The organism is Halobacillus sp. HZG1 (assembly GCF_035818575.1).
Lineage (GTDB): Bacteria > Bacillota > Bacilli > Bacillales > Halobacillaceae > Halobacillus > Halobacillus litoralis.
The window spans coordinates 76,161-89,305 of the sequence record NZ_JAYLVQ010000062.1 but is presented as its reverse complement, the minus strand read 5'-3'; the positions used below and the strand labels follow the sequence as shown (position 1 = coordinate 89,305).

Sequence of the window (13,145 nt, the reverse complement as noted above, 5' to 3'; positions counted from 1 at the left end):
CGCCTTTATGAAAGAAGTAGGCTTCTTTCAGTCTGTGAGGCTGAAGCTGATTCTCGTATACATTTTGTTATTGTTATTAGGCATTCAAGTCATTGGTGTCTATTTTGTCGATCGATTGGAAGAGCAGTTGGAAACCAACTTTACGAATTCAGTGGAAGGGCAGCTGAATTCTTTAACCTACAGCTTGCAAAATGCTTTTAATACAGAGCGGGGAGAAGATTCGCTGCCTTTAAATTATGACCTTCAAGGTCTTATTAATGACTTCAGTGATGATAATACAGATATTGGGAAGTTGATGGTTGTCGACAATAACCAAAAGGTACTTGCAGCCACAACGACGAGCGACCAGTCTCCTATTGGTAAGAAAGTTACGGACCCTGCCATTACTAAGGTCTTCCTGTTTGGGGAGGCCACTGAGCCAAAACCGTGGCGAGAGGAAGGAACCAACAACCGTCTGTTCCGCGGAACGAATCCAATTACGGACGAGTCCGGAGATGAAATTGTTGGGGCTCTTTATTATGAAGTTTATATGAATGATATCTATGACCAACTTGGGGAAATCATCAGCATTTTCGCCAAAGGGACGGTCTTAGCTATTACGGTTACGGCTTTGCTCGGGATTTTGGTGGCGAGGACCATCACGAAACCTCTGACAGAAATGAAACGTCAGGCACAAGTCATGGCGACAGGGGACTTCTCGCAGAAGGTCGATGTCAAAGGAAACGACGAAATTGGACAGTTAGGCCATACATTCAATGATCTGAATGATAAATTGAAGCTGGCTACTGCGACCACAGAGGGCGAGCGCCGGAAGCTGAGCTCTGTACTCTCCAATATGTCGGACGGGGTCATTGCGACAGACCGTCTTGGTGCGATTACACTAATGAATGCACCGGCGTCTAAATTAATTGGACAGACGTTCGAGGAAGTCCAGGGTCAATCCCTTGTGGATGTTCTTGACTTGAATGATCAGGTTGAAGATATATCTGAAGTGGAAGAAGCGGGGTCCATGATCATTGATTTAAGCAGTGACGATAACCACCTGCTTCTTAAAGCAAACTTTTCTGCGGTTGAAGATGAAAACCATGACATGAATGGTTTTATCACCGTCATCAGTGATGTGACCGAACAACAACGTGTGGAAAAAGAAAGAAGAGAGTTTGTTTCAAATGTGTCGCACGAACTACGTACTCCGTTGACGACGATGAGGAGTTATATAGAGGCATTGAACGACGGGGCTTGGCAGGATCCGGATATCGCCCCAAGGTTCCTTGATGTGACCCAAAATGAGACGGACCGTATGATTCGTTTGGTGAACGATCTTCTGCAATTGACCAAGATGGATCATAAAGAAACAAGTCTGATGAAAGAGCGTGTGGAGTTTGTGAGTTTCTTCGACCATATCATTGATCGTTTTGAAATGAACAAAAATGAAAAAGTAGAGCTTGTTCGCAACTTGTCGAATAAGAACATGTATGTATGGATGGACAAGGATAAGATTACTCAAGTACTGGATAACATCATCTCTAACGCCATCAAATACTCCCCGGAAGGTGGGAGTATACGGTTTAATGCCCATTCTACGAAGAAACAGCTGCGGGTAAGCATTACCGATGAAGGGATCGGCATGCCTCCGGACACCGTTGATAAAATCTTTGACCGCTTTTATCGTGTCGATAAATCCCGTGCGAGAGAAATGGGAGGAACCGGACTGGGTCTTGCTATTGCCCGGGAAATGATTGAAGCTCATCATGGAAAAATATGGGCGGAAAGCCGTGAAGGTAAGGGCACGACTGTCCACTTTACTCTGCCGCTCATGAATCAGAAGCGGAGGGGACAGTCATGAAAAAAGAAACCATGAAGTCCGTCATTATGGTGATCCTCATTGCCTTCAGCTTAGTATTGACGGTAGCTCTTTGGACGTATCAGCCCGTGAATGAAACGTTGGAAGAAGATGTGTTCATTGAAGATACGAAATTAGAAGAAATAGGATCAGAGCGAGCAGTTCCAAATCTGGTTCCTCCTGATAAAGTCGTTTTTCATGAGCAAAATTCATATTTTACATTTAAAGATAATATTGATCGCACCGCTTTTTACCAAAAACAGATGCAGCAGTGGAATTTATCTAATCTGGATACAAGTCCTAGAACGATAGATGTCGACAACCATAGCGATATTGTGGAAATCATTTTTCCTGCCCATCTGCCAATCCAGGTAATCAGTGATATCTTTCAAGTGAATGAGAGTATTCCACTGGAGGGGCTGCAGGCCAACTTCAATCGGATATTTTTGTTACGGCATTCCCAGGAGGGGAGTGCTGTTTCTCCAGCTTCTTACGATTTATGGTTTGTCAATAGTGACTCTGAAGGGAGTGAAGTCACTCTTCAGGCCGATATCAGTGCGGCTTCTGGAGAACGGGCCATGCAGGAAATCGATAATAAAGATGAATTGGTGGAGATAGCCCGGGTGGCCGATGTCCTCCAGATCGCCCCGGAGGATGGAACGAATGCTTCACACATTTACGTACCGAAAAACCCGGTGAGTATATCGGAATATGTACTTCAGACAGGAGCGGTCAATGTAAAACCGATCCAAAATGATATTTTCCCTTCTAATACACGGGTCTTCAAATCCCGGACAAATAGTGGAGAGAATATCACTAAAACATTCCAGCGGCGGCTGACACAGTATGACAAGAGAATGGAATATGACTTGACGATCCCTAACTCAGCAAACCAGAAGAACTTGACGGAATATGAATTGTTTGTACAAAGCATGGAGGATATCAATAGTCATTTGGGGTGGACGGATGACTATCGACTGAACACGATCTTAAGTGGTCGTGATGAAGTCCGCTACCGTCTCTACTTTAATGACCGCCCTGTTTTGGAGAATATCGATACTTATAATTTGGCGAGCATTCAGTTAAGTTATCAACAAGGGCAGATTCAGGAATATGACCGCCCGCTTGTTCAGTACAGCAGCATTAACGAAAGCGAGACGAAACTTTTATCAGGAGTGGAAGTCCTATCAAATATTCGACAAGCTGGGGAATTGGAACCGTCCAGAATCAGGGACTTGGAGATTATGTACACGCTTGAAGAACAAAGGAGCGAGTTGGTGTACAGTTTGATTCCTGAGTGGTATATGTTGACAAACAGTGGTTGGACGAAAGTGTACCCGGAAGAAAGGTCCCAAAATGAAGAGGTTTCGTGACGAGGAGGTAAAACATGCAGTGGGGGCAAATTAAAACATTGTTCATCATCAGCTTCTTAATCCTCGACCTTTTCCTGCTGCAGCAATTGTTAGGGAAGCAAGCGGAGGATGAAGTGGGGCAGATTTCCACCGTTGCTGAAAGCATTGAAACCGAACTGGAAGCGAACGACATTTCCATTAAGGATGATGCGATCCCGGAGGAATTGCCAGAAGCTACTCCGATTGAATCGGAAAGTACGCATACGCTTCCCGATGACGTGATGAGTATGATTGAAGGTATGGATGAGAGCGATAAGGAGATCGAGCTAAAAGAAGACAATCAAGTATTGCAAGTCACTTTTGATGAGCCCATCGAAGTGACGGAAGATACAATCCAGGGCGTGGTCATGGACGTTGTACCGTTTGCTTCCCGGTATTCCTATTGGGGCTGGAATGAAGAAGAGGGTGCGGCTCTCTTTTTCCAGGCAAAAGACAATAAAACGATTTATTTTAATAATAACGGATATTTGTTGTTGAATATCGTAGATGGTGAACTCACGGGATATGTCGCAACCCTGCTATCCTTTGAAAATGGTGGATACTCAGGTGCTTCTGGTGAAACGGAAGTTACCATCGAACCATTAAGTGCCATTCGTATCCTCTTGAATAACGGGCTGATTGAGCCGGGTGATGAAATTACATCGATGGATATCGGTTATCATACGAGTTACAGTTTACCTGCTGGTGAGGAAAATGAGACTCAAGTGTTCGCATCCACATGGAAAGTGACGGTCAATGGGGATCGCAACCACTTTCTCTACACTTTTGACGGAACAATCATCGAATATATCAATGAAGAATCCTTCATCTCAGATGTCAAAGATGAGCATGGCTTAATAAGTACGGAAGCAGAGCAAACGGCAGCCAATGAAAATAGAGAAAACAATTAAATGGAGTGTATGGAATGAGCATGAGATTTAGTGTACTTGCTTCGGGCAGTACGGGGAACGCATTCTACATTGAATCGGGAGACGAGAGAATATTAGTTGATGCTGGCTTGAGTGGTAAGAAAATGGAAGGGTTGCTTGATCAAGTCAATATCGATCCGCAATCCTTATCGCGAATCCTTGTTACTCACGAGCATAGTGATCACATTAAAGGTCTAGGCATTATGGCCAGGCGCTACAACCTTCCTATCTACGCTAACGAAAAAACCTGGAATGCGATGGAAGGGCAAATCGGCAAACTTTCCATTGATCAGAAATTCCATTTTTCCATGGAGGAGACGAAGACATTCGGAGGTCTGGATGTAGAGTCCTTTGCCGTTTCGCATGACGCGGCAGACCCTATGTTTTATACGTTCCATAAGGATGGAAAGAAAATTGCACTTGTCACCGATCTCGGCTATGTTTCCGAACGGATTAAAAAGACGGTGGAAGGTGCTGACGCGTACATTTTTGAATCAAACCATGATGTGAGCATGCTTCGAATGGGGCGCTACCCATGGAATATAAAACGACGGATATTAGGGGACTCCGGTCACGTTTCCAATGAGGATTGTGCCCTGGCCCTCACCGATATCATCACAGACCAGACAAAAAGAATCTATCTTGCGCATTTGAGTCTGGATAATAATATGAAAGATCTTGCCCATATGTCTGTAAAAAATGTTTTGGAAGAGCGTGGAATTGAAGTGGGAAGCCACATTGAATTACATGATACAGACCCACAGGAAGCCACACCAATCTTTGAGGTTTAAAAGGTTTTAAATTGTAAAGAATAAGGAAACAGTACCTTAGAAATCTGAGAGCGTGAGAAAGGTAAGGTGAAAGAGACGTGGGTTATTATGATGATCATTCCCCTACACGTCAGCAGAAACAGCAGCGCAGGCGGTGGGTAATGCCGACAATTGTCGGAGGTATTTTAGGAGCCGTTCTTGTCTTATTGGCTTTGCCAGCTTTGGTTCAAACAGACTTGCTTCCTTATGATATGACGATTCCTGAGGATGAAAGTGGACTTGTTGAAGACAATCAGGGCCTGACAGGTGGTACGACTAAGAACGTCAAGCTTGATGTAAATACCCAAATCACTGATGTGGTTGATAAAGTGACTCCCTCCGTCGTAGGAGTCGTTAATTTACAGACACGTCAAGACTTTTGGCAGCAGGAAGGCGATTCGGCACAACAGGCAGGGGTAGGGTCAGGCGTGATTTATAAAAAAGAAGACGGCACGGCTTATGTGGTGACGAATAATCACGTGATTGAAGGGGCGAGTGAAATTGAAGTCGTCCTTTCCGATGAAACAAGGGTCAAAGCCCAATTAATCGGGGGAGATCTATTTACCGATCTGGCTGTTTTGAAAATGCCGGCTGATCAAGTTGAACAAGTTGCTGAGCTGGGGACTTCAGAAAACTTGAAAGTCGGTGAACCGGCAATCGCTATCGGAAACCCACTTGGTCTCAGTTTCGCAGGATCGGTTACTCAAGGAATTATTAGTGGTAAGGAAAGAGCAATCCCTCAAGACTTTAATGGAGATGGAATGGAAGACTGGCAGGCGGAAGTTATTCAGACAGATGCAGCCATAAACCCTGGAAACAGTGGTGGGGCACTCATTAACATTGATGGCCAATTGATTGGAATTAACTCAATGAAGATTGCTCAGTCTTCCGTTGAAGGCATCGGTTTTGCGATTCCTATTGATTCAGCAAAGCCAATCATTGATGAATTGGAACAATTTGGCCAAGTAAACCGTCCGTACATTGGAATTGAAGCCTATGGGCTGAATGAGGTACCGACGTCTGAATGGGACAATACGTTGAATCTTCCTGATGATGTAGACGGTGGATTGTACATCCGCAGCATCCGTCAAATGTCTCCAGCTGCTAAAGCAGGTCTTGAGCCATTGGATGTCATCACCGCTCTTGATGGAGAACCTGTACGTGACATTATCGATTTACGTAAGTATCTGTACAATGAAAAGGATCCTGACGATGAGATGAAAATCACGTATTATAGAGATGGCGAGAAGGCGACAACCACTTTGAAGCTTGGATCCCAAGAGTAATTCACATAAAAAGAGTATCCATAATTGGGTACTCTTTTTCACGGTCAAAATTCGATATTATTCTACGAAATTCGCTCTGATGTTATCCACAGGGTGTGAATAGTATTCTGGATAAGTGTCATATATGGTAGTAGAAAATATGTTCGCCACCATATAGAAACCTCCGTTGTGAATATGTGGATAATTTCAGTGGATAACCTGTTTATATTCAGGGGAAAGCTGTGAATATCAGAAAATTTACAAGGTTTGTGCATAAGTCTGTGGACAATTGTGGGTAACTATTTTCGTTAGTCTGTATTTTCCACATGTGTATAAAGGTAAACGGAGATTTCCCATTAAATCTTATGCTTTTCCTTTATTTAATCCCATCAAAAATTGTCTAATGGTAACGATAATCGAGAATTGTTTTAAGCACTTTGTTTTTTCACTTTCTTAATCTTAAATTTTTTACGGTAATGCCAATTGAATAGGTAAATGAGTGGCGTTAAAAGGGCAGTGGGCAGGAACCACAACCAGATGTTTATGTTTGATATATTCAACAAACGAGGAGCACCGAATACGGTGAAGGCCGTAAGAGTGGCTATTGAACAGCCGATTAAATTTCCGTAATGCTCAAAATACCAGTGCATTTTATGTTGGGGAGGGGTTAGCCAGTAATACAATTGGCCTCCGCCAAGAATGATCCCTAAAATAGGGAAGTATTGAAGCAAGGGAAATTCGTACATCCACCCGAACACCATGGTAATCACTGACATGAAGATCAGCAGACTTGAAATTCCTAGATCGTACAGATTGCGGTGTTTTTCTGTCCGACGTTTAAAGCGCAGGACGCGTATGCCCATCCATGCTGTCGCCGCACTTAATGTGGCAATGAAAAGCAGGAAAAATGAAAAAGCTCGAGCCTCTGGTGCGGTATAATCGAAAAAGATACGATAAATTCCCATATATAAAGCTGTTGCTGCTACCATGTACATCGCCGTGACATAAAACCAGCCGACTTTCCTGTGAATATTTCCTCCTTTTTTTGTTACAAGAGGGATCCAAAAGATCGTGAGCGCGCTGAATCCAGCGATGATATGAATAGTAAGTATGATTGAGAATAATAACATAGCCATTGCTCCTTCCTTAACCTCCTTCTACATATACGCTTTCCGGAAACTTATCTCCTCCTCTTATACTAGATATTTACAAAAAAAGACCGGCTGACGCCGGTCTTTTTAATCAAGTTGATCCTGTTTCCATGTTTTCTTGATGATTTTCGTTAAAGCGAGGATTGCAATTAAGTTCGGCAGTACCATAAGCGCATTGAATGTGTCAGCCATCTGCCAGACAAAATCCACTTGGACAAGCGAACCGGCCACGATGAACATCAACACAATAGCGCGGTAGAAAGGGACTCCTTTTTCACCGAACAAAAATTTCACGTTCACTTCTCCAAAATAAGCCCAGCCGAGAATTGTCGTGAACGCAAAGAATAAGAGACAGATGGCGATGAATGGAATGCCGAATTCCCCAAGTCCCCGTGCAAATCCTTCCTGAGTAATCGCACTTCCCTGCAAATCTGTTTGATGGGCATCTGTAGTCAAAATAACCATCGCTGTCAGGGTACAAATGATGACGGTATCGATGAAAACGCCAACCATGGCGACGAGTCCTTGATGGGAAGGGCGCTTCACGTTTGCAATCGCGTGCGCATGAGGGGTCGATCCCATGCCGGCTTCATTTGAAAAGAGCCCGCGTGCAATGCCGTAGCGAATCGCTTCTTTAATGGTCGCACCGAGAACACCTCCACCGGCTGCCTCAGGGCTGATCGCGGCTTGGACAATGAGCTGCAGTGTCGGAAGCACCTGGTCCCAGAAGTTCACCATAATCATGAGACTTCCAATGATATAGAGCAAGGCCATGATCGGTACGACATTTCCAGCGAAGGAAGAGATGCGGGTAATGCCTCCGAATAAAATGAGTCCGATGAAAAAGGCGACGGAAATTCCAAGACCAAGATTCAGCGTTGTGGAACTTGAACCCATCGCTTCGTTCATTGCAGTAGTGATTGCGTTGGACTGCACCATATTACCGACAAACCCAAGGGCGATGATGATAGCAACGGCAAAGAAACCCGCAAGCCACTTGCTGCCAAGCCCGTCCCGGATGTAATACGCGGGTCCACCGTGGACTTGATCTCCTTTTTTTACTTTATAAAGCTGAGCCAGGACGGCTTCTGCAAAAATCGTGGCCATCCCGAAGAAGGAGCTGATCCACATCCAGAAAATCGCCCCGGGCCCGCCGGCTGCGATGGCGGTCGCGACACCAGCCAGATTCCCTGTTCCGACCTGTGCAGAAATCGAAGTCGCTAGCGCCTTGAAGGAGTGGATGCCTTCAGTTTTTTCTTTTTTGAAAAGGGGAGCGAAGGTCTGCTTGAATCCTTGACCAAGAAATCGTACCTGGATGAAGCGCAGCTGGAATGTGAGCCAGACACCCGTTCCGAGCAGGAAGATCAGCATGACTGGTCCCCATAAAAAGCTATTAATATCTATGAATACGTTGGTTAGTTGTTCCATGAGCTAGATCCTTTCTTTCTTTAACATATGACTATGAAAAAGAGTATCTCACTTGCAAGCGTTTTAGGACAAGAGAAAATGTTAGTTAGGAATTCGACAAAGATATTTAAGTATCAACCGCTACCGCTAATGCTTTCCAAACACTGAGGAAGTTACGTACAATAGATAAAAGGAGGGGTAGTTATGATTGATTTGCGAAGTGATACCGTAACCAAGCCGACGATGGCCATGCGTCAGGCCGCTTTTGAAGCAGAGGTTGGGGATGATGTGTACGAAGAAGATCCAACGGTGAAAATACTTGAAGACAAGGCAGCGGAAATGCTCGGTAAAGAGGCAGCTTTGTTTGTGACCAGTGGAACTCAGGGCAATCAGATTGCTGTATTGACTCACTGCAGACCTGGGGATGAAGTGCTCTTGGAAGCAAACGCCCATCTTTTTCTATATGAAGGGGCTTCGATGTCGGCATTGGCCGGCGTTCAGCCGCGGACGATTCAAGGAACGTGCGGGGTTATGGACCCTGAAGATGTGAAAGCGGCAATTAGGCCGGACGACATTCATTTCCCGGAAACAAGCTTGATCTGCCTCGAGAATACGCACAACAAAGCAGGTGGGGTTGTCGTTCCACTCGAGAATATGCGTGCGATTTATGAAGTGGCTAGAGTAAAAGGAATTCCCGTCCATCTTGATGGGGCGCGATTGTTCAATGCTTCGGTCGCCTCAGGTATCTCTTTACGCCGGTATGCGGACCAAACTGATACGGTACAGGTGTGTTTGTCGAAAGGGTTAGGTGCACCGGTCGGATCAGTCATTGCCGGTTCCTATGATTTTATTCAAAAGGCGCGAAAATGGAGGAAGCGTCTCGGCGGCGGATTGCGCCAAGTCGGAATGGTTGCTGCACCTGCGTATGTGGCTCTGACCGAGATGGTCGACCGTTTAGCAGAGGATCATGCTCATGCGAGGCAGCTGGCGAACGGACTTCAGCATGTGAAAGGCCTGGCGATTGAAAAAGTGGAAACGAATATCGTGCTCGTTCATGTCGGTGGACTGGGGGAGACCGCCCAATCCTTTTTACATAAGCTGAAGGATGACGGTATTTCAGCCGTTCCTTTCGGGCCAGCTACAATTAGGTTCGTCACGAATTATGATGTAAGCGCTAAAGACATCGACCGGGTGATTGATGTGGTCATTTCCCGATATCAGTACTAGGAGTATCTTTTCATGAATAGGGTATAGTTAGGCAACAACCCTAGGAGGTGGCTTTCATAGCGGACATCCGAGCAAATCAGGTCAGGCGAGGGTCGTCGGTCAATGATGAAAAATTTGCTGAGATGTTGTACAAGGATTCATTTGTAGATGGCATTCCGCTGGATGAGCTAGGCAAGGATTTGAGAAGAATGAAACGATATAGAAAAGAATTGGATAAGCGAAAATAGTAAAACCCCCATGGAAGCATCCATGGGGGTCATTTATTAGACAAGTGCAGGCAGTCGTCCAGGCTTCTGGGACTGTGCTTCAAGACCTGCTTTGTTCAGGAAGTTCCACGGCTGATTAAAGTGTGGCTGGAAGAAGAAATCAGTGTACGCCAGTTCATCGATCGTCATCCCTGTTTGGATGCACACGCTCATCGTGTTGATGGATTGTGTTACGTCTGCTTTGGAAATGACTTGGGCACCGAGAATACGACGGGTATCCGGGTTGATCGTCACTTTCAGCATCACTTTTTCTGCTGACGGCATAAATGCTGGACGGTGAGTATCCTCAATTGTGATGCTTTTCACATGAATGTCTAAAAGTTGAGCAGATGTTTCCGTAAGTCCAGTTGAAGCCATGTTGAGATCGAAAATGTGTAGGCCGGATGTGCCTTGTGTTCCGACGTGCTTCATCATCGGCTCAAATAAATTGCGGGCGACTAAGGTTCCCATACGGACAGCATTTGTGGCAAGTGGAATATACATATGTCCGCCTGTAGGATTGTAAGGAACGGCACAACAGTCGCCGGCAGCGAAAATATCAGGGTCATTTGTTTGCATATATTCATTGACTCTAATCGCTCCGTTATCGAGCATGTCCACTTTTCCTTTTAAAAGATCCGTGTTTGGACGGAAGCCTACGCAAAGGATAACAAGGTCTGTCTCGTACGTTCCGTTGTTTGTTGTGACGCTGGATACAGACCCGTTCGTTCCGTCAAAACGCTGCACCGTTTCGTTCATAGCGAGCTCAATGCCACGTGCGTTGAAATCATCTTCGACCATCGTGGTGAACTCTTCATCTAAATATTTGTTTAAAATTCGATCGGCACCATCAATGAGGGTCACATCTTTTCCTGCTTTTTCAAAAGCTTCAACAAGTTCTACACCGATATAACCGGCTCCGACGACGGTAACCTTCTGGGCGTCTTTCGCACGCTCGATGATGGTGTTTGCCTGGTGATAGTTTTTCGCAAGCAAGATGTTATCTAGATTGATGCCTTCGATGGGAGGTGTGACAGGCCAGGACCCTGTAGTCATGACGAGCTTATCGTACGTGTCGTAAACTTTTTCACCTGTAACAAGGTTTGTAGCTTCCATTGTTCTTCTGACGGTATCGATATGTTCCACGTCATGCTGAATCCTCATCGTTACACCAAGCTTTTGCAGCTCTTCTGGTGAAGAGTAAAACAACCCTTGTGGATCATCGACGACACCACCGACGTATAAAGCTAAACCGCAAGATAAAAAGGATACATTGTCATTTCGTTCATAAACCGTAATGTCTGCTTCAGGATATAGTTTCGCCATATTTGTAACCGCAGCCGTACCTGCGTGAGTGCTTCCAATAACAACAATTTTCATGGTAAATCCTCCTTGAAAATGCATGTGAATTATTTCACATGTTGGATATGTTCTTAATTATAAAACGGTTGAATATGAAAAACAACCCTTTTGATCAATATTTCACATAACAATTTCACTTTTCCTTCGCCTTTTTTGCTATACATTTTTTGGGAGACCAGGTCATACATATTCTGGTAATTTCTGTAGGCTGTGTTAAGAGTCTGTGAGGTTTGTATTAATTTTGTGGTGAGCTGAAGGAAATGGTGATCCGACATGGAAGAGATAGGCGACGGTCTAATTTCTATATAGGGAGTGATTGAATTGAAGAGGAAGTTCGTTTTCTTTTTTAGTCTTGTCTTTATTTTATCTGTCCATGGTGTTCAGGCTGCTGGAACGATAACCGTAGGCGATTCTTTGTCCACCCCGAATGGAACCGATGTAGTGGTGGAAGGGTATATTGTAGGGGTACCTGTGGGCATTGACACGGTTGAACAGAGCAGTTTCACAAGTAATTATGCTTTGGCGGTAGCGGATGATGCTTCGGAAACTCAGGTGGACGACATGATTTTTGTAAAGTTGAATTCAGAATATCGCAGTGAATATGGACTGCAGAACAACCCTGGGTTGATGGGAACAAAAATCAGATTAGATGGGACCAGGGATGATTATTTTACTCACCAGGGGATTGAATATGTAAGTTCGATCTCTAAAGTTTCAAGTGATGGTGACGGAGGGGACGGTGGTGGTACATACACAGGGAGCTACTACCAAGGGGTCGAAGGTTTGACAGGCTATGCACTCAAGCAATCGCTGCATAAGATCATTGACGACCATACCGAGCTTTCATATTCCAACGTCTGGGATGCACTGCGTCATACAGATGAGGATCCATCAAACCCGAATAATGTACGGCTTTTATACTCTGGAAAGTCCTATAGCAAGTATGACAACGGAGGATATGTTGATGACTGGAACCGTGAGCATGTGTGGGCGAAGTCCCATGGGGATTTCGGGACATCGACGGGAGCGGGTACGGATATCCACCACCTCCGACCGACCGATGTTACCGTCAATTCCGCTCGTGGAAATCTGGATTTTGATGAAGGAGGATCCGCTTTTTATGAAGCGCCGGGCACGTACTATGACGGAGATTCATGGGAGCCCCGTGACGCAGTAAAAGGGGACGTCGCACGAATGATTTTCTATATGGCCGTCCGTTATGAAGGGGGCCAGGGGGAATTGGATTTGGAGATTGCTGATTATGTAGGAACGAGCGGGCCGTACTTAGGAAAACTTTCTATGTTGAAGGAATGGCATGCAGAGGATCCTGTCGATGACTTTGAACGCAACCGAAATGAAGTAATCTTTCATGATTATCAAGGAAACCGTAATCCTTTCATCGATCACCCAGCATACGTTGAACAGATATGGTAAAAGAAGCAAGAAGCGAACCGGACCGTCTTATGGTCCGGTTTTTTACAAGGTTTAAATTACCATTATCTGTATGAACTGGTAC

10 protein-coding genes are annotated in these 13,145 nt (G+C 44.9%); 7 read left to right on the top strand and 3 right to left on the bottom strand.

Annotated elements, in window-relative coordinates; translation table 11 throughout:
• Window positions 1-7 precede the first annotated feature (7 nt).
• The 5 genes from walK (at window position 8) to VKA52_RS11120 (ending at window position 6,258) form a co-directional block, all read left to right on the top strand.
• Window positions 8-1,846 carry a cell wall metabolism sensor histidine kinase WalK gene (gene walK / locus VKA52_RS11140; protein WP_160910529.1) on the top strand — a complete coding sequence of 613 codons (1,839 nt, stop codon included), beginning with the start codon at window positions 8-10 and terminating at the stop codon, window positions 1,844-1,846.
• Window positions 1,843-3,216: a YycH family regulatory protein gene (locus tag VKA52_RS11135; protein ID WP_326315714.1), complete on the top strand. Its 1,374-nt coding sequence runs from the start codon at window positions 1,843-1,845 to the stop codon at window positions 3,214-3,216. The genes walK and VKA52_RS11135 overlap by 4 nt, the downstream gene beginning before the upstream one ends.
• Window positions 3,217-3,230: 14 nt before the next feature.
• Window positions 3,231-4,145, top strand: a complete 915-nt coding sequence (gene yycI, locus VKA52_RS11130; RefSeq protein WP_160910531.1) for a two-component system regulatory protein YycI — start codon at window positions 3,231-3,233, stop codon at window positions 4,143-4,145.
• Between the two features lie 14 nt (window positions 4,146-4,159).
• Window positions 4,160-4,954, top strand: coding sequence for an MBL fold metallo-hydrolase (locus tag VKA52_RS11125; protein ID WP_326315713.1), 795 nt, complete (start codon window positions 4,160-4,162; stop codon window positions 4,952-4,954).
• 77 nt (window positions 4,955-5,031) lie between these two features.
• The gene (locus tag VKA52_RS11120) at window positions 5,032-6,258 is read left to right on the top strand and encodes a S1C family serine protease (RefSeq protein ID WP_326315712.1); all 1,227 of its coding nucleotides are present in this window, start codon (window positions 5,032-5,034) and stop codon (window positions 6,256-6,258) included.
• 407 nt (window positions 6,259-6,665) lie between these two features.
• On the opposite strand, the gene VKA52_RS11115 is transcribed toward VKA52_RS11120, so the two are convergent.
• Together VKA52_RS11115 and VKA52_RS11110 are read right to left on the bottom strand one after the other, a co-directional pair.
• Window positions 6,666-7,373 (bottom strand): DUF2306 domain-containing protein, encoded by a 708-nt coding sequence (locus VKA52_RS11115; RefSeq protein WP_326315711.1) that lies wholly within the window; start codon window positions 7,371-7,373, stop codon window positions 6,666-6,668.
• Window positions 7,374-7,475: 102 nt separating this feature from the next.
• Window positions 7,476-8,816 carry an alanine/glycine:cation symporter family protein gene (locus VKA52_RS11110; RefSeq protein ID WP_326315710.1) on the bottom strand — a complete coding sequence of 447 codons (1,341 nt, stop codon included), beginning with the start codon at window positions 8,814-8,816 and terminating at the stop codon, window positions 7,476-7,478.
• Window positions 8,817-8,999: 183 nt separating this feature from the next.
• Here VKA52_RS11110 and ltaE point away from each other — a divergent pair, with 183 nt between their 5' ends.
• Window positions 9,000-10,022, top strand: coding sequence for a low-specificity L-threonine aldolase (gene ltaE, locus VKA52_RS11105; RefSeq protein ID WP_326315709.1), 1,023 nt, complete (start codon window positions 9,000-9,002; stop codon window positions 10,020-10,022).
• A 263-nt stretch (window positions 10,023-10,285) separates the two neighbouring features.
• On the opposite strand, the gene VKA52_RS11100 is transcribed toward ltaE, so the two are convergent.
• On the bottom strand, window positions 10,286-11,647 hold the full coding sequence (locus VKA52_RS11100; RefSeq protein ID WP_326315708.1) for an FAD-dependent oxidoreductase: 1,362 nt from the start codon (window positions 11,645-11,647) through the stop codon (window positions 10,286-10,288).
• Between the two features lie 294 nt (window positions 11,648-11,941).
• Here VKA52_RS11100 and VKA52_RS11095 point away from each other — a divergent pair, with 294 nt between their 5' ends.
• Window positions 11,942-13,063 carry an endonuclease gene (locus VKA52_RS11095; RefSeq protein WP_326315707.1) on the top strand — a complete coding sequence of 374 codons (1,122 nt, stop codon included), beginning with the start codon at window positions 11,942-11,944 and terminating at the stop codon, window positions 13,061-13,063.
• Window positions 13,064-13,145 lie beyond the last annotated feature (82 nt).